Below are 22,252 nucleotides of genomic sequence, written 5' to 3' on the forward strand. Positions count from 1 at the left end.
CAGTCACGCAGATTCGCGGAGCGCCACACGAAACCGCCCGATGACCGTCAGCTACCTCGTCAGTTCCTACAACAAGCGCCCCTGGCTGCCCGCCGTGCTGGCCAGCGTCGCGCGCGAGCGGGACGGGACGGGCGGCGAGATCGTGCTGGTCGACGATGGCTCCACCGACGGCTCGGCCGGGCTCTGCGCGGACTTCGCCGCCGGCAATCCCTTCGTCCGCCTGACGCTGCAGGAGAACCGCGGGATCTTCGCCGTCACCAACCAGCTCACCCGCGCCGCCACGCAGCAATGGGTGCGCCTCGTCGACAGCGACGACCCGCTCGTCCCCGGCTCCACCGCGGGGCTGATGGACGTCGCCCGCCGCCAGGGGTGGGACTACGTGTTCGGCCGCATGCGCCCCTACGGCCCGGCCGCCCCCACGCCGGAGGACGTTGCCGCCGCCCCCATGCCAGACGCGCTGGACGGCCTCCTCACCCCGATTCCGGATCCGTATCGCTACGCCATCCGCGAGTACAACCACGTCCCCTCGACCACGCTTTTCCGCCGCACGCTGCTGGACGGGTGCGATCCGATCCCGGAGCACTTCGTCTCCTGCCAGGACCTCGCCCTCACCCTGCGCCTCTTCGAGAGAGCCCGCGTCGGTCGCGTCGAGACCCCCGTCTGCTGGCAGCTCGTCGGCGTCCAGAACCGCCTCTCCGCCCGCGAAAGCCTCACCCTCCAGCAAACCGCCCTCATCCTCGGCGAATACGGCGAGCGGCATTTCTCGCCGTTTCACAAGAGGATGGCAGCAAGGAAATTGGTTTCGCGACAGCTTAAGTCTGCCCGTTCAAACAAACGAAGCATATTGTTTTGGACATTGCTTTTACAGCTGACAAAATTGAAATTAAAAATGGTATAAACATGAGATTAGTCAGTATATGTACCACAACATTCGATCACGAGGAGTACATTGAAGAGGCGATAAGAAGTGCTCTGTCGCAGGATCATTCTGAGATTGAACTCGTGATTGTTGATGACGGATCATCCGACGCAACAGTAGAAAAAATACGAAAATTCAAAGATGGTCGAATAAAGCTAGTAGCACAAGACAACAAAGGGCCAAGTTCTGCACTCAACAAGTCAATAGAGTGCGCCAGTGGCGAATTTATAGCTTTGTTTTCAGGCGATGATGTTTGCCATCGCGACCGTATTTCGCGTCAGATTGAGCACCTAGAAAGGACAAATGACGATTTCCTATTCAGTCGACCTCAATTAATCGACAACCAATCGAAACTCCTGCCGGACGCGAACGCAAGCGCGTTTTTCCAGGAAAAAATTCGAGACACAAAGTCAGTTCTCAGAGCTCTTATCCTAGGACATAATCCACTATGCGCTCCAACTGCGTTTGGAAAAGCTTCCTCGTTCAGACGCATTGGTAAATTCCATAATGGGCTGATCCAATTGCAAGACTATGAATACTGGATCAGAGCTTGTCAATCTTCGAGAATTTCAGTTATCAGCGATCGTCTAGTTTCCTACAGAATACGCCAAAATGGCGCGAACCTAAGCTCAAACAAAAATAGTGAACGTATTCGAAATGAGCATCAATACGTTGTAGATAGGCTTCAGTCTTACGTATCGATCGAAAGTTTGTGTCTGGCCTTTCCAGAATGGTCAGACGTTTTACGTGAATGCGAATCGTCAACTGCCGCCTTGAACACATTAGGATTTGCTCTGTTTGAGGGCGATCGCCTCTCACCCTTTATTCGGTCTTTGATTGGGCAGCTCGCAACAGACGAAGAAGCAAACATTGGCCCATTCCGCTTCAAGGCATCTGATCTGTTCCGCTTACAAACAAAGGTGGTCGCCAAACGGTCGCTGGTATCTCGCAAGCCATTCCGACTTTTGAAGCGGTTTCTTGGAGTCCATGTTAGCAAAGGACCTGAAACACAGCAGACGAAGCATGTCGGTGTCCGCGACGATGTTCTACTTTCCGCCGCAAAGCGAAAGATTGCGTCAACACTTCGAGAAGGAGACCGAGGGGCGATTCAGGGAGCAACGGCGTATCTCAAACACCATCTCGGCCGAGACTTTGACGTCATGCACGGGATGGTGGCATGTGACGAACCAGACGAGAATCTGATCACGCAACAATGTGAGTACAAAGTTTTACATACAAGTGGAAGTACAACCGTCAGAAAAATACGACTCGAACGCCCAGAAGGGCGCAGCAGATGCGTCGAGAATGGAACTGTATTTGCATCATCACGGATGCGCATAGAGCAAGGTGTAATAAAGCATCCTATACTAGGACATCCAGAAGATTGCGACCACTGTCCGGACGTATGGCCAGTGGCGGTACGAGATGGCCGGTATGTCGCGCTTGTATTTAACAAGGAGAAGAAAATCGAGTTAGATGCAGGTATATACATCGGCTGTGAAGCGGAAGCCAATTATTTTCACTGGGTAACAGAAGTAATGACAAAGGCCGTTGAGGCAGGAAATCTGAAAGGTCGTTATAGCCCCTTGCTTGTGTCCAGTGGTTTACATAATAATTTGTACCAAGCTTTAGAAAAAATTATAGATGATGAAAATATTGTAAAAATACCACCAAGATCCCCTTTGCTGATAAAACGGGGAACAGTCATCGCAGAGCAATCCCGCGCTCTCGATGTATACAACAGATCGCCGCGAGAAGAATCAGACATTGTGCTAGGGCAGTCTAATCTGGCGGCTGTACGCAGGTTGTGCAGTAAAAACAAAAAGAATGATCTCAAGATTTTCTTACGACGTGGCAATAGTGTGGCAAGAAAACTAACCAATGAGGTGGAACTCAGTGAGATAGCACGGCAAAAAGGCTTTAAAACGGTTGACACGTCACTTCTGAGTTTCGACGAACAGGTTGATCTGTTTGGATCAGCACGCGTTATCGTGGGACCTACCGGCGCAGCATTCACGAACCTTCTGTTTGCTGGCTCGGGCTGCAAAGCCCTAATACTGGTTGGCGATCACCCTTCGGCAAATTTGTCGATATTCCCTCAAGTAGGAATTGCTGCTAACGCTGACGTTACCATTGGACTTGGAACTCGTCAGGGTGGGATGCCGCCAAAATACAGTATTCACGATAATTTTCATTTTGACGCAAAAATATTTGAGAGATGGGTATCACAAAATGTCTGAAAAAAGTTTATCGAAGTGGTCACTAGTGGATCTGCCTAAAATTGTAGACAACAGAGGAAACCTCACCTTTATAGAGGAAAATAGACATTTTCCGTTCGACATCATGCGGGTCTACTATCTTTATGACGTGCCAGGCGGAGCTGTCCGGGCCGGTCACGCCCATAGGAATCTTCGCCAGATGTTGGTCGCAGTGTCGGGCAGCTTCGACATTCTACTAGATGACGGGGCAACCCGAGAAGTGATTGCTCTGAATAGAGCGCACAAAGGTCTTCTGGTTATGCCTGGCGTTTGGCGTGAGATTTACAATTTTTCCTCTGGCGCTGTTTGTCTTGCGCTTGCTTCAGACCACTACGACGAGAGCGACTACTTCCGTGACTACGAATCATTCAAGGTATTTTCGGAGCAAAGCAAATGATCCGGTTCATGGACATGGAGCGGATAAACAGCAATTATTCAGATGAAATACAGGAGTCCGTGAAGAATGTACTTGGAACGGCAAACTACATATTGGGTTCAGAGGTAAGCCGCTTTGAACAGGAGTTCGCTAGTTATTGTGGAGTAAAGCATGGCGTGGGCGTCGGAAATGGCTTGGAAGCTATCGAGCTAATGCTCAGAGCAAGTGGGTTGGGGCCGGGCGATGAGGTCTTGGTGCCGGCGCATACATTTTTTGCTACATGGTTAGCCGTCTTAAATACTGGTGCTGTCCCAGTTGCTGTCGACGTAGATTTAAACTCCGGAAGCATATCAATTAGCGATGCAGCGCATAGTGTTACACAAAAAACTCGAGCTATACTGGTCGTTCATTTGTACGGAAATCCTGCTGACATGGAGTCTATCAACCATTTTGCAGATCGCCACCGCTTACTGGTATTTGAAGATGCCGCGCAGGCACACGGTGCTAGCTTGAACGGCCGCAAGGTTGGCAGCTGGGGTGCGGCGGCCTCATTCAGCTTTTATCCGACAAAAAACCTTGGTGCTCTCGGAGACGGTGGCTGCGTTACAACGGATTCCGATGACCTCAATGACCATGTCAGAGAATTACGAAATTATGGATCGCCTAGAAAATACGAGCATACAAGACTAGGTAAAAACTCACGACTAGATGAAGTGCAAGCTGCAATACTGAGAAAAAAATTACAAAGGCTGGATAGCGAAAACGCCATGAGGCGAGAATTAGCGGAAAGATATTCTGAGCGACTGGCCGGAATAGAAGAGATAGAGATCACGAAGCCATTACCAGGGACAGAAGCGGTTTGGCATATATTCCCCATTCGAGTGCACCGTCGTGGAGAGCTGCAAGAAGCATTGAACAGTGACGGAATTGGTACTCTCGTACATTATCCAATACCGTGTCACTTGCAGGAGGCAGTTAGCCATTTGGGCTACAGACCCGGCCAGTTCCCTTCGGCTGAGGCGTGGGCAAAACAAGAACTTAGCCTTCCCATATACCCGAATCTTGACGTTACAGAAGTGGATTACGTTTGTGACAGAATAAAAAGGTGGTGCAGAAGTAAAGCAAGAAGGTGAGGGCATTTATGTTTCACCGTACCGCAATAGTCGAAGGAAATTTTTCGATATCAGAAGATGTTTACATCTCCCCCTATTGTGTAATACGAGGGGAGGGGAAAATAGGGTCTGGTACAATGATCGGACCAGGTGTCGTAATTGAGGGGGAGGTCATTATTGGGGAGAAGTGCCGGATCGGAGCATACACGGTTCTTGAAGGGTCTGTGAGTGTCGGAGGGTTTACAAATATCGGAGCGCATTGCTGCATTGGATCACCGCCGCAATATGCCGATCAAAGATCATCGAGCGGTGGGGTAAGAATCGGAAGCGGCAATGTCATTAGAGAGTTCACTTCGATACACGCTCCTAGCGAGCAAAGAGAGACAGTATTGGAGAATAACTGCTATATTATGGCCTATTCTCACATCGCGCATGATTGCAGAGTATCATCAAATGTGAAGATGGCCAACAATTCAACTTTGGCTGGGTTCGTTATCGTCGGGGAGTACTCGTATCTTGGGTTGCATTCCGTTGTCCACCAGAATGTCCGGATAGGCGCAGGGTGTATGATCGGCATGAACTCAATTGTTCTGCGACACGTGGTCCCGTTTTCTACATTTTTTGGTGGTTTGGTACGAGGAGTGAATGTTAGGGGCCTTAATGACCGAGGCTTTCCGGAAAGTGAGATCAAAGGACTTACTGCACTGTTTGGCGGTGAACCGAATTCCACCGAAGGTGTTTGCATTGAGGCCGTAAGACAGTTCTTGTCTGGGTCCGGCAACGAGGCGCGATACTTCCTGCCATTCGAGAGAACTAGCACTGAAAAGCAGATTGAACCTCGCATGCAAAAGGAAAAAAATCCTTGACATTCCACTCGGTCTCCGCCACTCTGCGTCCACCCTGCCCAAAGGGGGAGCGCGTCCGGAGCGGTCCGTCGTGTGGGCAGGGGGCGGCGCCTGCGCCGGTGGGGTGACCGGCCCTGCTGTCTCGGGACGCCCGGAACCGAGATGGGCCGTGCGTGGATGGCTAACCCCCTCACCCCTGCCCCTCTCCCGCAACCGGGAGAGGGGTGACTGGGCCGAGGATGGCCACCGCCGCGTTCCGTTCACCCTCCCGCCTCCCACCAGGAGGAGGCCGCGACTGCGCGATCGCCAGGCTCTTGCCCTTCGGGCACGGGCCGGAGAGAGGGCCGGACCGGGAGAGAAACGCCGCGAGCGGAGCGCCGGGTCGCCCGGCATTCCGAGTAAACGGACTTGGCGCCCCGGCGCTCCGCGTCCCCCTGCCTGCCCCATGCTCCGCCGCATCCGCGCCGGGCATCGCGGAGGCATGTCTGCAAAAAACGAACGTCCCTCACCCCTGCCCCTCTTCCAGCATGGGAGAGGGGTTCCCCGCGGCCTCTCCCGCATGCGCCAGCATATCAGGCACGCGCGCTCCCCCTCTCCCGTGTGGGAGAGGGGCTAGGGGTGAGGGATCATCGGCACGAGACAGGAGCACGCCATGACCATGCGCAAGCGGCGGGGGACGCCGGAGGAGTGGTTTCACTGCGCCGACGGGCGCATCCCCGTCGTGCAGCCGCCGGCGTCTCCGGACGAGCCGGTGAACGGTCCAGCCGCGATCCGCAAGGTGTGCACGGCGCTGTGCCTATGGATGATCTGCCCGCTCGCCCGCTGCCGGCGCGCCAGGCTCTGCCTCACCCACAAGGACCTCGCCGCGTGCCAGATGGCGAACCGCGAGGCGCTGCGCCCGCATTTCCAGGCCATGCGGGCCGCCGTGGACCGTGCCGTGGCGGGGCGGCAGGAGACGGGGTGAGGTGGTCGCTACCCGCCCCTCAGCCGCGTGCTCGACAGCGGCGAGCGCGGGCCGTGCAGGAACACCCAGGCCGGCGGGCGGGCGAAGGGGAGGGCGCGGGCGTCCTCCTCCGGCAGGCGGAAGCGGGCCAGCGCCTGGGCGGCGGGGGAGCGCAGCGCGGTGAGGGTGGCGCCGGGGCGGTCGACGACGGCGATCGGCAGGGCCGCGGCGATGCCGCGCCAGCGCTGCCAGCGGTGGAACTGGATGAGGTTGTCCGCCCCCATGATCCACACGAAGCCGACGCCGGGGCAGCGCCGCGCCAGGTCCTCCACCGTGTCGTAGGTGTAGCGCGTGCCGAGCGCCTCCTCGACGCCGGTGGCAACGATGCGGGGGTGGCCGGCGACGGCCTGCGCGGCGGCGACGCGGTCGGCCAGCGGCGGCAGGCGGGCATTGTCCTTCAGCGGGTTGCCGGGGGTGACGAGCCACCACACCCGGTCGAGGCGCAGCCGGCGCAGGGCGGCCAGCGCGGCGAGGCGGTGTCCGGCATGGGCGGGGTTGAAGCTGCCGCCCATCAGGCCGATGCGCATGCCGCGCGCATGCGGGGGGAGAACGGGCACGCCCCGCCCGGCCGGGCGCGGGCCCTGCGTCGCGCCCTCCGGCCGGTGCTGCGTCACGGGCGCGTCTGGCCGGATCCGTGGACGCGGTACTTGAAGGAGGTCAGCTGCTCCACGCCCACCGGGCCGCGCGCGTGCATGCGGCCGGTGGCGATGCCGATCTCGGCGCCAAAGCCGAACTCGCCGCCGTCGGCGAACTGGGTGGAGGCGTTGTGCAGCACGATCGCCGAGTCCACCTCGGCGAGGAAGCGCGCCGCGGCGGCCCCGTCGTCGGTGACGATGGCGTCGGTGTGGTGCGAGCCGTACTGCGCGATGTGGGCGAGCGCGCCGTCGATCCCGTCGACGACGCCGGCGGCGATGATCGCGTCGAGATATTCGGCGCGCCAGTCCTCCTCGGAGGCGGGGGTGACGCGCGCATCGGCGGCGCGGCAGGCCTCGTCGCCGCGCACGGCACAGCCGGCGTCGAGCAGCGCGCCGAGCAGCGGGGCGAGGTGGGTCTGTGCGAGGGCGCGGTCGACCAGCAGCGTCTCGGCGGCCCCGCACACGCCGGTGCGTCGCAGCTTGGCGTTGAGCAGGATGCTGCGCGCCATCCCGAGGTCGGCGGGCGCGTGGACATAGACGTGGTTGACGCCGTCGAGATGGGCGAAGACAGGCACCCGCGCCTCGCGCTGCACGCGCTCGACGAGGGAGCGGCCGCCCCGCGGCACGACGACGTCGAGCGTCCCGTCGAGGCCGGAGAGCATGGCGCCCACCGCCTCGCGGTCCGTGACGGGGACGAGCTGCAACGCGTCGGCGGGCAGGCCGGCCGAGGCAAGCCCGTCGCGCAGCGCGTCGACCAGCGCGGCGGAGGAGGCGAGGCTCTCCGATCCCGCGCGCAGGATGCAGGCGTTCCCCGCCTTCAGGCAGAGCGCGCCGGCATCCGCCGCCACGTTCGGCCGGCTCTCGAAGATAACGCCGATGACGCCGAGCGGCGTCGCCACCCGCTCGAACTTCAGCCCGTTCGGGCGCTCCCAGGCGGCGAGCACGCGGCCGACGGGGTCGGCGAGGCCGGCCACATCCTCTACCGCGCGGGCGACGGCCTCCAGCCGGGCGGGGTCGAGCTTCAGGCGATCGAGAAAGGAGCCCTTGGTGCCGCGCGCCTCCGCCGCCGCGACGTCGCGGGCATTGGCGGTGAGGATGGCCGGAGCGGCGGCACGGATGGCGGCGGCGCCGGCCAGCAGCGCGGCGTCTTTGTCGGCTGCCGGCGCGTTGGCGAGCGCGTGCGACGCGGCGCGCGCGCGCCGTCCCATCTCGTGCATCAGGGCGGCGACATTCGTCCCGCCCGTCACCGCGTGCAGAGCCATCGCCCCGTCCCCGTCATTCCGCACCCAACGCCATGTCGTCGCGGTGCACCATCTCGGCCCGCCCGGCATAGCCCAAAATGGATTCGATGTCGCGCGAGGACCGCCCCGCGATGGCCGATGCGTGGGTGCTGTCATAGGCCACCAGCCCCCGGCCGATCTCGGCGCCCTCGGCGTCGCGAAGCACCACGGCGTCACCGCGGCCGAACTCACCCTCCACCCTGCGCACGCCTGCGGGCAGTAGGCTCTTGCCGGAGCGAATAGCGCGCGCAGCGCCGGCGTCGAGGTGCAGCACGCCGCGCGGCTCGAGCGAGCCGGCGATCCACTTTTTCCGGGCGGCGACGGGGTTCGACGGCGTCAGGAACCAGGTGCAGCGCGCGCCCCCGGCGATGGCGCCGAGAGGGTTCTTCACCCGCCCGTCGGCGATCAGCATGTGGGTGCCGCCGGCAGTGGCGATCTTCGCCGCCTCCACCTTGGTGCGCATGCCGCCCCGCGACAGCTCGGAGGCCGCCCCGCCCGCCATGCCCTCGATCTCGGCCGTGATCCGGGGCACCACGGGGATCAGCGCCGCCGAGGCGTCGGACTGCGGCGGCGCGGTGTAGAGCCCGTCGATGTCGGAGAGCAGCACCAGCAGGTCTGCCCCCGCCATCGTGGCCACGCGCGCGGCCAGCCGGTCATTGTCGCCGTAGCGGATCTCGGTCGTCGCGACGGTGTCGTTCTCGTTGACGACGGGTACGGAGCGCAGGTCGAGCAGACGGCCGATCGTGGCGCGGGCATTGAGGTAGCGGCGGCGCTCCTCCGTGTCGCCCAGCGTCACCAGGATCTGGCCGGTGGTGATGCCCTGGTGGCCCAGCGCCTCGGCCCAGCTGCGGGCCAGCGCAATCTGCCCCACGGCGGCGGCGGCCTGGCTCTCCTCGAGGCGCAGCACGCCGGACGGCAGCTTCAGCATGGTGCGGCCGAGCGCGATGGCGCCGGACGACACGACCAGCACGTCGGCTCCGCGCGCGTGGAGGTTGCCGATGTCCTCCGCCAGCGCCGCGAGCCAGGCATGCTTCAGGCGTCCGCGATCGCGATCGACCAGGAGCGAGGAGCCCACCTTCACCACGATCCTGCGGAACTGGTCGAGATGCGGCGTGGGCGCGGCCACGCCAGGCTGCGCTTCGGCGGCACCCACAGATGCGCTCATGGGCGCCATTCCCCGCCCGTGATCATCTCGGCGGCGTCCTCCGCCTTCTCCCCGCCGCGTGCGGCGTCGATCACGGACAGAAGGCGCAGCAGTGCCTCCTGCACGCCCTCGCCGGAGGCGGAGGACAGCGCCAGCACGTCCGGCGCCTCGCGGCCAGCCTTGCGGGCGGCATTGCCGACGGCCCGCTTCAGGCGCGACAGCTGCTCCTTGCGCAGCTCGGGTGTCAGCGCGTCGACCTTCGACAGCGCGACGATCTCCGGCTTGTCCTGCAGGCCGTGTCCGTAAGCGTCGATCTCGTGGCGCACGATCTTGTAGGCGGTGCCCGCATGCTCGCTGGTGCCGTCGACGAGATGTAGCAGCACGCGGCAGCGCTCGACGTGACCGAGGAACCGGTCGCCAAGCCCGTGGCCCTCATGCGCACCCTCGATCAGCCCGGGAATGTCGGCGAGCACGAATTCGCGGCCGCCGGCGCGCACCACCCCGAGGCCGGGATGCAGCGTCGTGAAGGGATAGTCGGCGATCTTCGGCTTTGCCGCCGTGACCGTGGCGAGGAAGGTGGATTTGCCGGCGTTGGGCAGGCCGACCAGCCCCGCATCGGCGATCAGCTTCAGGCGCAGCCAGATCCAGCGCTCCTGCCCTTCCTGTCCCGGATTGGCGTGGCGCGGGGCGCGGTTCGTCGAGGTCGTGAAGTGCAGATTGCCGAAGCCGCCGTTCCCGCCCTTGGCGAGCAGCACCTTCTGGCCCACCTCCGTCAGGTCGGCGAGCAGCGTCTCGCCATCCTCGTCGAGGATCTGCGTTCCGACGGGCACCTTCAGCACCACGTCGTCGCCATTGGCGCCGGCGCGGTTGCGGCCCATGCCGCCGACGCCCGGGCGCGCCTTGAAGTGCTGCTGGTAACGGTAGTCGATGAGCGTGTTGAGGCCCTCGACACATTCGGCGAAGACGTTGCCGCCCCTTCCGCCGTCGCCGCCGTCGGGTCCGCCGAATTCGATGAACTTCTCACGGCGGAACGAGACGGCACCGCCGCCGCCGTCCCCCGACCGGATGAAGATCTTGGCCTGGTCCAGGAATTTCATGCCGCTGAGATAGCCGAGCGGCGTGGCTGTGTCACCCGGCGCGGAGCCGGATACCTGCTCGAACCCGGCTTTCCTGCCGGCACTTTGGAAGAGCGCGTCTGAAGACGCGCGGTCCGGTTGTTGGAGCGCGGGTCTTCAGACCCGCACTTTCTGCCCGGGGGAGCGCGATCCCTCCGCCGAGGGCTCAGCGCCCCGCCTTCCGGATGTACAGCTCCACATTGCCGACCGGGAAGAACCAGAAAGCCTTCAGTGTCGCCGTATTCAGCACGGTGCGCTTGTCGGTCAGCCGCAGCAGGTCGTCGAAGCGGATGTCGTAGGTGGAGCCGTCCTTGGTCTTCACCTTGGCGGTGTAGGAGAGGCGCACGTCGTCGCCCGCCTGCCGGACGTCGGCCTCGCCGATGACGTCCTCGCGCGTGCCGCGGTAGACGCCGTCGGCGACCTTGGTGAAGCGCCAGGTCTTGCGGTCCTTCTCGCCGTCGGAGAACACGAAGTCCTCGACGAGCGTCAGGGTGGTGCCGTCCCACGTGCCGTGCATCTTCACCTTGAGGCTGCGGCTCGTATTGTCGCGGGTGTTGCGGAACACGCCCTCGGCTGACAGGCGGCCGCGAAAGAAGTCTTCCAGCACCAGCTTGCCGGCCGCTGGCGGCATCGGGGTTTCGGCGCGCGCGGCGGAAAGGGTGCCCGCGAGGGCGACGAGGGCGGCGAGGGCAATCCAGACACGACGCATGCGAGACCTCCTGATATCGGCAGGTCTACGGTGGCCGGCGGCTTCTGGACCAATGTCCCGCCCCGCGACCAAAAGGCCGGGGGCGGGATCGGGTCATGCAGGTGTGCACGCTTCCATCTGCGGCGCCGGCGCGTCGCGGCGGATCACCTTGTGCTCGCCCCAGCCCTTCAGGCTCCGCCAGGTGGCCCGGTCGAGGCAGAAGTGCTCGGCCGGGAAAGCGCCGCCGCGCGCCGGCATGGGCCGCAGGCTGGAGCCGTGCCAGGTGAAGCCGGCCTTGCGCAGGACACGCTGGGAGGCCGGGTTGATCACCCGCACGGCAGCCTGGAGTTCGCCGCACTCCGTGATCGTGAACACCGCGTCGACGAAGGCCTGGACGGCCTCCGTCGCGTAGCCCTTGCCCCACTGGACGGGGTCGATCCAGTAGCCAACCTCCAGCGCGCCCGGCGCGTCACCGGGCGTCGCGGTGATGCAGCCGACCACCTCCCGGCGGCCGCGGCCGAGCGAGGCCACGAGGTGCAGCGACTCGCCCGACGCATTGGCACGCCTGGCGTCCAGCACCCACGCGTCTGCTGCCCCGCCGGGATAGGGATGCGGGATGCGGGCCGTCATGTCGGCGAGTTCGCGGCGGCTCACGGCGTTCGCGATGGAATCTGCATCGGCCGCGCGAGGCCAGCGCAGCCAAAGCCGCCGTGTCTCGAGCCTGAAAACGTCGTCGCGCGTGATCTCTGGAAACATGACCAGCCTCCGGTCCGTGGAGGTCTGCCGCGCCGGTAAGACCGGACGACGACAGAGCCGGAAACGACGAAGGGGGAGGTGGATCCCACCTCCCCCTGCGTATCCCCTTTCGGGGAAACCGGACCTGTGCTGGTCGAGAGACCTGGGTCCGCCGGGTTCCTTGGGATCCGGCGGAGGTCCTTCGTCTCGACCTACACCGTCATTCAGCTGCCTCGCGGGCTCGTACCGCGACATAGATTCGGTCATTGGATTTGTTCTGGAATTCCACCGTGCCGCTCGTCATCGCGAACAGCGTGTGGTCCTTGCCAATGCCGACATTGACGCCGGGGTGCATCTTCGTCCCGCGCTGGCGCACGAGGATGTTGCCGGCGAGCACATGCTCGCCCCCGAACTTCTTCACACCAAGGCGGCGGCCCGCCGAGTCGCGCCCGTTGCGCGAGGAACCGCCTGCTTTTTTGTGAGCCATGATCCGCTCCGTAAACTGTTGGCCGGGCTTATACCCGATCGAATCCAAACTGTCGCCCCTAAATCCGGCCCGTTACTGGACCAGACGAAGCAAGGCACTCAGAGATCCTTGCCCGAGGCGAGCTCGGCCTGATCCGTCTTCGCGCGCGGCGGCTTGCCGGCGAGAAGCTCCTTGGCCTGCTCGACCCACTCCTCGCGCGCGACGCGACCGCGCAGTGCCAGCTCCTTGTCGAGGCGCTCGATGTCCTCGCCCGACCAGCTGGCGATCTGATCCCAGCTCGTGATGCCGGCGGCGCGCAGCTTCTTCTCGATGGTCGGGCCGATGCCGGCGATCAGCGAGAGGTTGCTCGTGTCCATCGCCCCAGCCGAAGCGGCGGCGACAGGGGCGGCCTCGGCGGCAGCCGGCTTAGCCTTGGGCGCGGCGGATGCAGCGCGGGCGGACGGCCTGGCGCCGCCCGTCAGGATCTCCGTGATGCGGACCACGGTGAGGTCCTGCCGGTGACCGCGCTTGCGCTTCGAATTCTTGCGGCGGCGCTTGTGGAAGGAGATCGTCTTGGGGCCGCGCGTCTGCTCGACGATCTCGCCGGCGACCATCGCGCCAGCGACAGTGGGCGAGCCCACATCGGTGGTGCCGTCCCGCGACACCATCAGCACGTGGTCGAAGGTGACCTGTTCACCTGCCTCGGCTGTCAGCTTCTCGATCGTGATTACGTCCTCGGCGGCAACCTTGTACTGCTTGCCGCCGGTCTTGATGACTGCGAACATCGTTCTGTCCTCGTGTTCCTGCCGAGCTCTGCCCGTACCGCCCGGGGCGGAACGAACGGCCGGCTTCTTTGCAGTTGACCGGTAGGGGCTTTCGCGCGGCGGCGGGCCACGCAAAAGACGACCGCGCAGCCGTGGGCCGCGCGGGACGCCGTTCCCTACATGCGGCCCCGGATGGTGTCAACCTGACGCAGGGGCCCGCCGCCGGAACCCCCGACCCCTGCACACGTTTGCCGCGCTCTCGGTGAAGGCGGGCTCCAACATGTACGACGTGGCAATTGTGGGCGGCGGCCCGGCAGGTCTCAATGCGGCCCTCGTTCTGGGGCGATGCCGGCGCAAGGTCCTGCTCTGCGACTCCGGCGAGCCCAGGAATCAGTGCTCGGCGCGGGTCAGCGGCTTCCTCACCCGCGACGGCTGTACGCCGGCCGACCTCAGGAGGATCGGGCGGGAGCAGGCCCAGCGCTACCCGACGGTGGAGATCAGGGAAGCCGAGGCCGAGGACGTCACGGGCGCAGACGGTCAGTTTGTCCTGACGCTGTCCGGCGGCGCAACGGCGCAGGCCCGCAAGCTCATCCTCGCGACGGGCCTCGCAGACACGATGCTCGACGTACCCGGCGCGGAAGACCTCTTCGGCAAAGGCGTCTGGACCTGCCCATACTGCGACGGCTGGGAGCTGCGCGACCGGCCGCTGGCCGTCTATGGCGGGGCCGACGCCGCAGGGCTCGCGGTCGAGCTCTCGGTGTGGAGCGGCGACGTCGTGTTGCTGACCGACGGAGGCGAGGCGCCCAGCGAGGACGCGCTCGACCGGCTTGCTGCCGCAGGCGTTAGCATCGACCCGCGCCCGGTCGAGCGCCTGATGGCCGGCCCGGACGGCAAGCTCGCCACCATCCTGTTTCGCGACGGGTCGAGCAGGCGTTGCGACGGTCTCTTCCACCTCGCCAAGGCAAAGCAAAGTTCGCCGCTTGTCGAGAAGCTGGGGTGCGAACTCGGCTCGCATGGGACGGTCAAGACGTCGGAATACGAGAAGACCAACGTTCCCGGCGTGTGGGTGGCAGGCGACGCCTCCCGGCGGGTCCAGTGGGCCATCGTAGCGGCGGCGGAGGGTGCGCTGGCCGCCTTCGCCATCAACACCGAGTTGACCGAGGAGGATGTCGCGCTCGCCCGGTCGGACCGGAACCGGGCTTGAGGTAAGGCGACGACGCATTACCTAAAGAGTGCGGCGGTGAACTGGTGGGCGATTTGGGGGGACGGCTATTCCGGTGAACGGCAGGGCAGTCGCGTCGACGCGGCTTTTGGCGTTGCGGCATTCCGTCGACGGCAGCGACGAGAGCCTTACGCTCGGTCAGGTGATCGACAGCCTGGGCCAGGCAGGTCTCGGGCTGGTCATTCTCATTCTGACGCTACCCTCGCTCATCCCGCTGCCCGGCCCCTTCGGCATGCTGTTCGGGACGCTGATTGCGCTCGTGTCGCTGCAGGTGCTCTCAGGAGCGCATCGCATCTGGATGCCGCAGATCCTGCGCAGGCGACGCCTCTCTCCCGGGCTCGTGCGCTCCTTCGTCGACAAGGGCGTGCCCCTCCTGCAGCGCGTCGAGGGGTGGCTGAAGCCACGCCGGTACCTGCCGCTGACGGGCAAGGCAGCGCGCGTTGCGCTCGCGGTGCCGCTGCTGGTCATGGCCATCATTTTGGCGTTGCCAATCCCGCTCGGAAATGTCGGCCCCTGCGCCAGCCTGATCGCCTTTGCACTGGGCTTCATCCAGCGCGACGGGCTCGCGGTTCTCGTCGGGCTGGGGCTCAGCGCGCTGACGCTGGTCTGGACGGCGTTCCTGATCCTGTTCGGGGCAGCAGCGTTCAACTGGGTGGCGGATCTGCTCGGATTCGCGTGACGACCGGGGTCGTCGCGGCGACAATCGTCAAGGCCAAGGTCATGGTATTGGTGATCACGCCGTGGCGGAAGCGCCACGATTTCGCCCCGCATTTTCGTCGAACACAACGCTTTCTCCGGGATCGGACTCAAGGCCGGTTAAGACTCCTGCTGTAATCGATACTCAACGGCGTTCCCGCCGATATTAGACGAGTGCCATGTCCGAGCTCCCGAGCATCCTCGTGATCGACGACGACCCCCTCCTGCTGCAGATCGCCCTGATGAGCTTCTCGGCGAAGGGGATCGGCGTGACCACGGCCTGCGACGGTGCCGAGGCCTGGGCCCTGCTGCAGGCCAACCGCTACGACGTGGCGCTGGTAGACATCGAGATTCCGTCCATCAACGGCTTCGACCTGATCGAGCTGTTCCGGCAGCGCTATCGCCAATCAGATATGGAGATCATCGTCATCACCGGCCGCAAGGATCTGCGCTCGATGGAGCGCGCCCAGGCGCTGAAGGTGAATTCCTACATCACCAAGCCCATCGACTGGCGGCTCCTGCCGTTCAAGATCCAGCGTATCCTCGACGCCAGGCCGCGGCAGCCGGCGGACCCGAGCTACCGCTTCAACTGAGCGATGCCGTATCGGTGCGGCCAGCCTCCGCCAGCATCCACTGGCGGAAAGCCGCGACGATCAACTGGTCGAGCATGGCCGTCGGTATCACCAGATGGTAGGCGAACACCGAAGGCGCCTTGAGCGACAGGTCGAAGGGCTGCACGAGGCGGCCCGAGGCGAGGTCGTCGCCGACGAGGCTGGTGTTGCCGAGCGCGATACCCTGCCCGGCGATGGCGGCCTGGATGACGAGGTCGGTCTGGCTGAGGTGCAGGCCGCGGTCGGGATCGACGCCCTTGGCTTCCGCGGCCAGCAGCCACATGCGCCAGTCCGGCCAGGTGTCGCCTCGCGCCCTCCAGTCGAGATGGATCAGCGTGTGGTGGCGCAGATCATCGGGCGTGAGCAGGGGATGCGGCCCGTCCAGCAGCCTCGGGCTGCAGACGGGGAACAGGAACTCGTCGAAGAGCCTGTCCGAGGTCATGCCAGGATAGGTGCCGCCACCGAACCGGATCGCCACCTGCGCCCCCTGGCCGCCAAGCTCGATGACGCGGTCGGACACGTCCACGCTGACGTCGATCTCGGGATTGGCCCGCTGGAACCCGGCGAGCCGCGGCACCAGCCACTTCGCTGCGAACGAGGGTGACGTGGTGATGGACAGTCGCGGGCGCTGGACCGTCGTGATCTGCTGCACCGTGCGGGACAGGATCGCGAACGCCTCTGTCACGCCTCCGAGGAGCACCTCGCCATGGCTGGTCAACTGCATCGCCCGGCTGGTGCGCGTGAAGAGCCGGCGGCCGAGCTGGTCTTCGAGAACGCGGATCTGGTTGCTGACCGCAGCCGGCGTCACGCCGAGCTCGGACGCGGCCCGGGTGAAGCTGAGATGCCGCGCGGCGGCCTCGAAGACGCGCATCGCCGGCAGTCCGGGCAACCGGAGCATGGCCTAAACCTCGATCTTCAAATTCATATTGAAGATGCCATCAGAAAGGATCGTTTGTCAAAGCTGAGGTAAAGCACCATATGGGCATCACAAGGGAGAGGTTCTCCCGTCCCCGAACACAAAGATCACGATCATGTCCGCCACGCTGTCTGCAAAAAAAAGTGAATCAAACCTTAACGGCCCGTTCTTCGAGCCGGAGGCTGTTTCCAACGCATTCGCCGGGCTGACCTCGTGGATCGCGGCGATCTTCGCCGGTGACCCGGCGCGCGACCTGCCGCCGCGCCTCGTGCGCGATGCCGGCCTCGCGGTCGTCCCCGGCCATGCCGGCATGGCGTGGAACAACGCCGACCGCCGCCGTCGCCTGCCGCTCTGAGCGGTTTCGCCGCGCATCCCTCCTCGTCACCCGCGCGGCATCGGCGCCCCGGCCACCCTCTTGCCGGGGCGTCCGCCGTTTGGCAGGACTGGCGCAGCGCCCTTCAGCTCGTCTCGGGCGACTGGATCTTCTCTTCAAGGTCCGGCGGGTTGGGATTTCCCGTGACCATCGGCTTGCTCGCAGGATCGAGCGAGACGGCGAAGGCATTGGCTTCCTCGGGATTGTCGAAGGGCTCGTCCGAGGCGCGCACGTAGCGGGGCGGGACGGCCCCCGATTCAAGGCAATGGACGTAGTAGGACAAGGCGGTCTCCTGCGGATCGGCGGGGGCGCCCCGCTCACACCCGTGAGAACGCCGACTTACCGGTGGCGTTGCGTGCGCTCTCCAGCGCCGCCGCGACCATGGCCGGTCTAACGTGGTGGGTCATGTGCCCGGCGCCGCTCAGCGACACGCCGGCGCTTTCCGGCAGCCGGCTCGCCAGCCAGGCAGCATGCCGCCCGGTTTCCGCGACCCCGTCGCGTTCCCCCGCGACGATGACGGTGCGCACGCGCAGCCGTCTAAGCCGGAGCGCCAGCGGGATCATCGCCCGGTTATAGGCCCGAAGCTCCGCCGCCATGGCCATCACGGACGCGGGCGATGCCGCCTGCTCGACGGGGAGGTCCGCCATGTAGCCGGGCACCCCGTTCGGGCGAAACACCGCCGCGAGCCGGGGCCCCTTCAGTGCACGCGCCAGCACCGGCAAGGCTTTCCGGACGGGCCATCCCAGCACCGGGGAGACGGCCAGCCGCAGCAGCGGCATCGCGGCAGGAAGGGTCGGCCGGCAATAAGGGGACACGAGCACGAGACCGGATATCCGCTCGGGATGCCTCAGCGCGAACCAGAGCGCGACGCCCGCCGCGGCGGAGTGCGCGACGATGACGGGACGCCGGATGAAGAAGGCCGACAGCGCGGCCGCCAGCCACTCCGCCTGCCTGTCCTGCGCCATGTCCCGGGCCGGCAGTGCCGACGATGATCCATATCCCGGCCGGTCGAGGGCTGTGAGGCGGTAGTCCCGGGCGAGGAAGGACAGCGGCGCCATCACCTCCTCCGCGATGCCCCCCAATCCGTGCAGCAGCACGACGTCCGGCCCGCGTCCAGCCGTGACCGCGTGGACGTCGAGGTCGCCGACCCGCAGCGTGAGACTGCGGGCCGGCGGGGCCGAAAGGGGCGGCAGCCCTGTGTCGGGGAGGTCCATCGGCAGACGCTCTCAGCTCCCGGAGCGCGAGCCGGACGTGGAGTCGGTGCCCATGTCCGGGGGCGACTGGCCCGCAGCGGACACGCCGTCGTCGTCGCGCTCGTCCTCGCGAAGGTGGTTGGCGCTGTGGTCCTGGAATTGCTCAGTCTGGACGGCCTTGCCGTCGAGACCTCGCTGGTCGGAATGGAGCGACTTGTCCCGGTTCGACAGCACCATGTTTTCCTCGAGCTTGCCTTCGAGGATGCTGTCGTCCGTCATGGCCCCGGTGCCGGAGCCCTTGCCGCTCGTGGCAGGGCCCATATGCGTCTTGCTGGCGTTCGCCATGCCTCGTCCTCCTGGGAAGGACGAGCGAACGCGATGCGGGCGCGGGAGGTTCCTGCCGCTCAGCCCTTCGCGAAGATCTCGATACACTTGGCCGCGGTCATGGCGGAGCTGCGGGCGCTGCCCATGCCGACCTTGCCGGACATGACCAGCGACTTCGTCTGCTTCTCGACGACCTCCCGGATCGTCGGTGCGCTGCCGAGGTTCTGCACCGTCGCGTCATAGATGAGCTTGGACTCCGCGGGCAGTCCCTTCGAGCACGCATCGGCCTGTGCATTGGCGAGCTGGATGTTCTCCGCCCTGGCCGGCATCGCGACAGCTGCAGAGGCAGCGAAGGCGCAGATGATGATGTTCAGGCGCATGGTGTTCTCCCTTGGTGTCCGGCCAGCTCAGGGCTGGGCGGTCGCTGGCTTCGCCGTGGCCGTTACACCGGCGCGCCGGCGCTCGGACCAGCCTTCCAGAACGGCGAAGAAGGCCGGCACGAAAAGGACGGCGAGGCAGGTCGAGGCGAGCATGCCGCTGAAAACGGCGATGCCGATCGACTTGCGCGCCGCTGCGCCTGCGCCCGTGGCAAAGACCAGCGGCACGACTCCGAGGATGAAGGCGAAGGATGTCATAATAATGGGGCGGAAGCGCATGCGCGCGGCCTCCACGGCGGCCTCCTCGATGCTACGGCCTTCGAGGTTGCGGAGGTCGCGGGCGAATTCGACGATGAGGATGGCATTCTTGCTGGCGAGCGCGATCAGCAGAACCAGTCCGATCTGCGTGTAGATGTTGTTCGCCGCCCCCACCAGCATCAGCGCGCCAACCGTGCCGAGCAAGGCGAGCGGCACGGCGAGCACGACGCCGAAGGGCGCGCTCCAGCTCTCATACTGTCCGGCCAGCACCAGCAGCACCAGCAGCAACGCCAGCGCGAACACCCAGTAGGCCTGCCCGCCCACCTGCTTCTCCTGGTAGGAGACGCCGACCCACGAGTATCCCGTCCCGTCGGGAAGCGAGGCTGCGGCGACACGCTCCATCACCGCCAGCGCCTCGCCGGAGCTGATGCCGGGTGCGGCCGCGCCGTTCACCACGGCGGTAGGATGCATGTTGAAGAGCGACACGAGGGCAGGGCCGGGTGTCGGCCGCACCGTGGCGAGCGTACCGATGGGCGTCATCGCGCCCTGGCTGTTGCGCACCTGCAGCTTTCCGACATCGTCGGCCGTCAGGCGGAAGCCCGAATCCGCCTGCACGAACACCGGGAAAGTATGGCCGAACAGGGAGAACTGGCTGACAAAGGTGGAGCCCAGATAGGTCTGCACCGTCTGAAACGCGTTGCCGACCTCGACGCCGAGCGTCTGGGCCTTTCGCCGGTCGAAATCCGCCGTGAGCTGCGGCGCCGATCCACGGAAGGGCGTCATCAGGCGCGCCAGCTCGGGTTGCGCGTTGCCGAGGTCGACGATGGCGCGGGCCGCCTGCTCCAGCCTGGTGTAGTCGAAGGACCCGTCGTTCAGCACGACCTGCATCTGGAAGCCGCCGGCGAGGCCGAGGCCCTGGATCGGCGGCGGCGGCACGACGGTCGAGCGGGCCTGCGGCATGGCGTCCAACGCCGCCTGCAGACCGCGGTAGACCGACAGGATGTCCTCGCCTTTCCCGCGCTGGTCCCAGTCCTTCAAGATGACATAGGCGATGCCGGAATTGGCCAGCGAGGCGTTGTTGTCGAAGAGTGACACGCCGCCGATGGAGACGACGTGCTTAACACCGGGCGTGGCCTGGGCGATCCTGGTCACCTCGGTCATGGCCTTGCCCGTGCGGTCCAGCGCCGCGCTGTCGGGAAGCTGCACGCTGACCAGCAGGTAGCCCTGGTCCTCGTTCGGGATGAAGGCGGTCGGCAGCCGCACGAGGCCCCAGACCGCAATCCCGACGAGCACCAGCGCGACGAACGCCGAGAGCTTCGCATGCCGCACCAGCCCGTGCACCAGCCGGGCGTATCCACTCTCGATCCGGCCGTAGACGGCGTCGAAGCCGCGGTAGAAGACGTTCTTTCGATGGCCGGGCGGCACGGGCCTGAGCCACAGCGCGCTCTGCGTCGGCTTCAGCGTGACGGCATTGACGGCACTGATCAGCGCCGTCGCCGCGATGACGAGCGCGAACTGCCGGTAGAGCTGGCCGGTGATGCCCGGCAGCAGCGCCGCCGGGATGAAGACGCACATCAGCACCAGCGTGATGCCGATGATCGGCCGGATCAGCTCGCCCATTGCCCGGATCGCGGCGTCCTTGGGCGTCATGCCGCCCTCGACGTGCTTCGATACGCCCTCGACCACGACGATGGCGTCGTCGACGACGATCCCGATGGCGAGGACGAGCGCGAAAAGCGTCAGCAGGTTGATGCTGAACCCGAGCAGCGCCATTGCCGCGAAGGCGCCGATGATCGTCACCGGCACCGTCGTGGCCGGCACCAGCATGGCCCGCCAGTTCTGCAGGAAGACGAGAATGACGACGAGCACGAGGGCCGCCGCCTCGAACAGCGTGCGGTAGACCTCGTCGATCGACGCTTTCACGAAGAGCGTCGTGTCGAAGGGGATGTCGTAGATGACGCCGGACGGAAAGGCCTTCGACAGGCGCTCCATCTCGGAGCGGACCTGCTTCGCCACGTCGAGGGCGTTGGCGCCGGGCAGCTGGTACACGGCGAGGCCCGCGGCAGGCTTGCCGTCGACGGTGAAGAACTGGCTGTAGGTCTGCGCGCCCAGCTCCACCCGGCCGACGTCTCGCAGCCGCGTAATGCTGCCGCCCGACGTGTTGTCGGTCTTCACCGCGATGTCGGCGAACTCTTCCGCCGTCGTGAAGCGCCCGCGCATGTTGAGGGTCAGCTGGAAGGCCTGTCCGTCGGGCGTCGGCGGCGCGCCGACCTGACCGGCCGGCACCTCCTGGCTTTGGCCCTGGATCGCGTTGATCACATCGGACGCGTCCAGCGATCGCGCCAGCATCTTCTGCGGGTCGAGCCAGATCCGCATGCTGTACTGGCCGATGCCGAAGACGTTGGTGTCGCCCACCCCGGGAAGCCGGGCGACCGGATCTCGGACACTGATCGTCGCGTAGTTGGAGAGGAACAGGCTGTCGAGCTTCGGGTCTCCGGAGGTCAGCACCACGATCTGCAGGATGGACGTCGACTTCTTCTTGGTCGTGACCCCCTGGGCCTGAACGGCCTGCGGCAGCGATGCCAGCGCCGAGGCGACGCGGTTTTGCACCTGGACCTGCGCGATATCGAGGTTCGTGCCGACGGCGAAGGTGACGATGAGGCTGTACGTCCCGTCATTCGCCGCCGTTGACTGCATGTACAGCATGTTTTCGACGCCGTTGACCTGCTGCTCGATGGGCAGGGCGACGGTTTCGATGACGGTCTGTGCGCTGGCGCCGGGATAGCGTGCCGTCACCTGCACCGTGGGCGGCGTGATCGGCGGGTACTGGGCGACGGGCAGGTAGAGGATGGCCACCGCGCCGATCACGATCGTCAGGATGGCGATGACGTTGGCGAGGATCGGACGCTCGATGAAGTATTTCGCCAGCATCGCCGCCTCCT

Annotated in this window: 24 protein-coding genes; 10 read left to right on the forward strand and 14 right to left on the reverse strand. The window is 64.6% G+C overall.

The window, feature by feature from the left end:
- The first annotated feature begins 40 nt into the window (after window positions 1-40).
- The 6 genes from AC5JCN_RS20790 to AC5JCN_RS20815 all read left to right on the forward strand — a co-directional run bounded on the left by AC5JCN_RS20790 (window position 41) and on the right by AC5JCN_RS20815 (window position 6,474).
- Entirely contained in the window at window positions 41-898 is an 858-nt protein-coding gene (locus AC5JCN_RS20790; protein WP_495756992.1) for a glycosyltransferase family 2 protein, read from the forward strand.
- Window positions 850-3,159 carry a glycosyltransferase gene (locus AC5JCN_RS20795; RefSeq protein WP_495756993.1) on the forward strand — a complete coding sequence of 770 codons (2,310 nt, stop codon included), beginning with the start codon at window positions 850-852 and terminating at the stop codon, window positions 3,157-3,159. Before AC5JCN_RS20790 ends, AC5JCN_RS20795 begins: the two co-directional genes overlap by 49 nt.
- Complete coding sequence (locus tag AC5JCN_RS20800; protein ID WP_495756994.1) at window positions 3,152-3,574, forward strand: sugar 3,4-ketoisomerase; 423 nt, start codon at window positions 3,152-3,154, stop codon at window positions 3,572-3,574. The genes AC5JCN_RS20795 and AC5JCN_RS20800 overlap by 8 nt, the downstream gene beginning before the upstream one ends.
- A complete protein-coding gene (locus AC5JCN_RS20805; RefSeq protein ID WP_495756995.1) occupies window positions 3,571-4,686 on the forward strand; it encodes a DegT/DnrJ/EryC1/StrS family aminotransferase in 1,116 nt (371 codons plus the stop codon). Before AC5JCN_RS20800 ends, AC5JCN_RS20805 begins: the two co-directional genes overlap by 4 nt.
- A gap of 8 nt (window positions 4,687-4,694) precedes the next feature.
- On the forward strand, window positions 4,695-5,531 hold the full coding sequence (locus tag AC5JCN_RS20810) for a hypothetical protein (RefSeq protein WP_495756996.1): 837 nt from the start codon (window positions 4,695-4,697) through the stop codon (window positions 5,529-5,531).
- Between the two features lie 631 nt (window positions 5,532-6,162).
- On the forward strand, window positions 6,163-6,474 hold the full coding sequence (locus AC5JCN_RS20815; RefSeq protein WP_495756997.1) for a hypothetical protein: 312 nt from the start codon (window positions 6,163-6,165) through the stop codon (window positions 6,472-6,474).
- 8 nt (window positions 6,475-6,482) lie between these two features.
- Here AC5JCN_RS20815 and AC5JCN_RS20820 read toward each other — a convergent pair whose 3' ends face one another.
- From AC5JCN_RS20820 to AC5JCN_RS20855, 8 genes are all read right to left on the reverse strand, one after another.
- The gene (locus tag AC5JCN_RS20820) at window positions 6,483-7,070 is read right to left on the reverse strand and encodes a nicotinate-nucleotide adenylyltransferase (RefSeq protein ID WP_495757695.1); all 588 of its coding nucleotides are present in this window, start codon (window positions 7,068-7,070) and stop codon (window positions 6,483-6,485) included.
- Window positions 7,071-7,123: 53 nt separating this feature from the next.
- A complete protein-coding gene (locus tag AC5JCN_RS20825) occupies window positions 7,124-8,410 on the reverse strand; it encodes a glutamate-5-semialdehyde dehydrogenase (RefSeq protein WP_495756998.1) in 1,287 nt (428 codons plus the stop codon).
- Window positions 8,411-8,423: 13 nt separating this feature from the next.
- Window positions 8,424-9,593, reverse strand: a complete 1,170-nt coding sequence (gene proB, locus AC5JCN_RS20830; protein WP_495756999.1) for a glutamate 5-kinase — start codon at window positions 9,591-9,593, stop codon at window positions 8,424-8,426.
- Entirely contained in the window at window positions 9,590-10,669 is a 1,080-nt protein-coding gene (gene obgE / locus AC5JCN_RS20835; protein ID WP_495757000.1) for a GTPase ObgE, read from the reverse strand. Before obgE ends, proB begins: the two co-directional genes overlap by 4 nt.
- A 184-nt stretch (window positions 10,670-10,853) precedes the next feature.
- Window positions 10,854-11,396, reverse strand: a complete 543-nt coding sequence (locus AC5JCN_RS20840) for a DUF3833 family protein (RefSeq protein WP_495757001.1) — start codon at window positions 11,394-11,396, stop codon at window positions 10,854-10,856.
- Window positions 11,397-11,489: 93 nt separating this feature from the next.
- Window positions 11,490-12,131 (reverse strand): GNAT family N-acetyltransferase, encoded by a 642-nt coding sequence (locus tag AC5JCN_RS20845; RefSeq protein WP_495757002.1) that lies wholly within the window; start codon window positions 12,129-12,131, stop codon window positions 11,490-11,492.
- 199 nt (window positions 12,132-12,330) lie between these two features.
- Window positions 12,331-12,597 carry a 50S ribosomal protein L27 gene (gene rpmA, locus AC5JCN_RS20850; protein ID WP_495757003.1) on the reverse strand — a complete coding sequence of 89 codons (267 nt, stop codon included), beginning with the start codon at window positions 12,595-12,597 and terminating at the stop codon, window positions 12,331-12,333.
- A 98-nt stretch (window positions 12,598-12,695) separates the two neighbouring features.
- Window positions 12,696-13,361 carry a 50S ribosomal protein L21 gene (locus tag AC5JCN_RS20855; protein ID WP_495757004.1) on the reverse strand — a complete coding sequence of 222 codons (666 nt, stop codon included), beginning with the start codon at window positions 13,359-13,361 and terminating at the stop codon, window positions 12,696-12,698.
- A gap of 259 nt (window positions 13,362-13,620) precedes the next feature.
- Here AC5JCN_RS20855 and AC5JCN_RS20860 point away from each other — a divergent pair, with 259 nt between their 5' ends.
- From AC5JCN_RS20860 to AC5JCN_RS20870, 3 genes are all read left to right on the forward strand, one after another.
- On the forward strand, window positions 13,621-14,544 hold the full coding sequence (locus AC5JCN_RS20860) for an NAD(P)/FAD-dependent oxidoreductase (RefSeq protein ID WP_495757005.1): 924 nt from the start codon (window positions 13,621-13,623) through the stop codon (window positions 14,542-14,544).
- Between the two features lie 73 nt (window positions 14,545-14,617).
- On the forward strand, window positions 14,618-15,241 hold the full coding sequence (locus AC5JCN_RS20865; protein ID WP_495757006.1) for an exopolysaccharide biosynthesis protein: 624 nt from the start codon (window positions 14,618-14,620) through the stop codon (window positions 15,239-15,241).
- Window positions 15,242-15,437: 196 nt separating this feature from the next.
- On the forward strand, window positions 15,438-15,851 hold the full coding sequence (locus AC5JCN_RS20870; protein ID WP_495757007.1) for a response regulator: 414 nt from the start codon (window positions 15,438-15,440) through the stop codon (window positions 15,849-15,851).
- On the opposite strand, the gene gcvA is transcribed toward AC5JCN_RS20870, so the two are convergent.
- The gene (gcvA, locus tag AC5JCN_RS20875) at window positions 15,844-16,767 is read right to left on the reverse strand and encodes a transcriptional regulator GcvA (RefSeq protein ID WP_495757008.1); all 924 of its coding nucleotides are present in this window, start codon (window positions 16,765-16,767) and stop codon (window positions 15,844-15,846) included. The two genes, AC5JCN_RS20870 and gcvA, sit on opposite strands and share 8 nt — an antisense overlap.
- A 133-nt stretch (window positions 16,768-16,900) precedes the next feature.
- Between gcvA and AC5JCN_RS20880 the strand changes: the two genes are divergently transcribed.
- A complete protein-coding gene (locus AC5JCN_RS20880) occupies window positions 16,901-17,140 on the forward strand; it encodes a hypothetical protein (RefSeq protein ID WP_495757009.1) in 240 nt (79 codons plus the stop codon).
- 103 nt (window positions 17,141-17,243) lie between these two features.
- On the opposite strand, the gene AC5JCN_RS20885 is transcribed toward AC5JCN_RS20880, so the two are convergent.
- The 5 genes from AC5JCN_RS20885 to AC5JCN_RS20905 are packed head-to-tail and all read right to left on the reverse strand — an operon-like array spanning window position 17,244 to window position 22,241.
- Window positions 17,244-17,441 (reverse strand): hypothetical protein, encoded by a 198-nt coding sequence (locus AC5JCN_RS20885; protein WP_495757010.1) that lies wholly within the window; start codon window positions 17,439-17,441, stop codon window positions 17,244-17,246.
- Window positions 17,442-17,475: 34 nt separating this feature from the next.
- Entirely contained in the window at window positions 17,476-18,372 is an 897-nt protein-coding gene (locus AC5JCN_RS20890) for an alpha/beta fold hydrolase (protein ID WP_495757011.1), read from the reverse strand.
- A 12-nt stretch (window positions 18,373-18,384) separates the two neighbouring features.
- Entirely contained in the window at window positions 18,385-18,696 is a 312-nt protein-coding gene (locus AC5JCN_RS20895; RefSeq protein ID WP_495757012.1) for a hypothetical protein, read from the reverse strand.
- Between the two features lie 59 nt (window positions 18,697-18,755).
- Window positions 18,756-19,055, reverse strand: a complete 300-nt coding sequence (locus AC5JCN_RS20900) for a hypothetical protein (RefSeq protein WP_495757013.1) — start codon at window positions 19,053-19,055, stop codon at window positions 18,756-18,758.
- A gap of 27 nt (window positions 19,056-19,082) precedes the next feature.
- Window positions 19,083-22,241 carry an efflux RND transporter permease subunit gene (locus tag AC5JCN_RS20905; RefSeq protein ID WP_495757014.1) on the reverse strand — a complete coding sequence of 1,053 codons (3,159 nt, stop codon included), beginning with the start codon at window positions 22,239-22,241 and terminating at the stop codon, window positions 19,083-19,085.
- Window positions 22,242-22,252 lie beyond the last annotated feature (11 nt).

Source organism: Alsobacter sp. (assembly GCF_059501845.1).

Excerpts from the sequence above, each read along its gene's own strand:
- AC5JCN_RS20790 (WP_495756992.1), top strand. The coding sequence starts at position 41 with ATGACCGTCAGCTACCTCGTCAGTTCCTACAACAAGCGCCCCTGGCTG.
- AC5JCN_RS20800 (WP_495756994.1), top strand. The coding sequence starts at position 3,152 with ATGTCTGAAAAAAGTTTATCGAAGTGGTCACTAGTGGATCTGCCTAAA.
- AC5JCN_RS20805 (WP_495756995.1), top strand. The coding sequence starts at position 3,571 with ATGATCCGGTTCATGGACATGGAGCGGATAAACAGCAATTATTCAGAT.
- AC5JCN_RS20810 (WP_495756996.1), top strand. The coding sequence starts at position 4,695 with ATGTTTCACCGTACCGCAATAGTCGAAGGAAATTTTTCGATATCAGAA.
- AC5JCN_RS20815 (WP_495756997.1), top strand. The coding sequence starts at position 6,163 with ATGACCATGCGCAAGCGGCGGGGGACGCCGGAGGAGTGGTTTCACTGC.
- AC5JCN_RS20825 (WP_495756998.1), bottom strand. The coding sequence starts at position 8,410 with ATGGCTCTGCACGCGGTGACGGGCGGGACGAATGTCGCCGCCCTGATG.
- proB (WP_495756999.1), bottom strand. The coding sequence starts at position 9,593 with ATGAGCGCATCTGTGGGTGCCGCCGAAGCGCAGCCTGGCGTGGCCGCG.
- obgE (WP_495757000.1), bottom strand. The coding sequence starts at position 10,669 with ATGAAATTCCTGGACCAGGCCAAGATCTTCATCCGGTCGGGGGACGGC.
- AC5JCN_RS20840 (WP_495757001.1), bottom strand. The coding sequence starts at position 11,396 with ATGCGTCGTGTCTGGATTGCCCTCGCCGCCCTCGTCGCCCTCGCGGGC.
- AC5JCN_RS20845 (WP_495757002.1), bottom strand. The coding sequence starts at position 12,131 with ATGTTTCCAGAGATCACGCGCGACGACGTTTTCAGGCTCGAGACACGG.
- rpmA (WP_495757003.1), bottom strand. The coding sequence starts at position 12,597 with ATGGCTCACAAAAAAGCAGGCGGTTCCTCGCGCAACGGGCGCGACTCG.
- AC5JCN_RS20855 (WP_495757004.1), bottom strand. The coding sequence starts at position 13,361 with ATGTTCGCAGTCATCAAGACCGGCGGCAAGCAGTACAAGGTTGCCGCC.
- AC5JCN_RS20860 (WP_495757005.1), top strand. The coding sequence starts at position 13,621 with ATGTACGACGTGGCAATTGTGGGCGGCGGCCCGGCAGGTCTCAATGCG.
- AC5JCN_RS20870 (WP_495757007.1), top strand. The coding sequence starts at position 15,438 with ATGTCCGAGCTCCCGAGCATCCTCGTGATCGACGACGACCCCCTCCTG.
- gcvA (WP_495757008.1), bottom strand. The coding sequence starts at position 16,767 with ATGCTCCGGTTGCCCGGACTGCCGGCGATGCGCGTCTTCGAGGCCGCC.
- AC5JCN_RS20880 (WP_495757009.1), top strand. The coding sequence starts at position 16,901 with ATGTCCGCCACGCTGTCTGCAAAAAAAAGTGAATCAAACCTTAACGGC.
- AC5JCN_RS20890 (WP_495757011.1), bottom strand. The coding sequence starts at position 18,372 with ATGGACCTCCCCGACACAGGGCTGCCGCCCCTTTCGGCCCCGCCGGCC.
- AC5JCN_RS20895 (WP_495757012.1), bottom strand. The coding sequence starts at position 18,696 with ATGGCGAACGCCAGCAAGACGCATATGGGCCCTGCCACGAGCGGCAAG.
- AC5JCN_RS20900 (WP_495757013.1), bottom strand. The coding sequence starts at position 19,055 with ATGCGCCTGAACATCATCATCTGCGCCTTCGCTGCCTCTGCAGCTGTC.
- AC5JCN_RS20905 (WP_495757014.1), bottom strand. The coding sequence starts at position 22,241 with ATGCTGGCGAAATACTTCATCGAGCGTCCGATCCTCGCCAACGTCATC.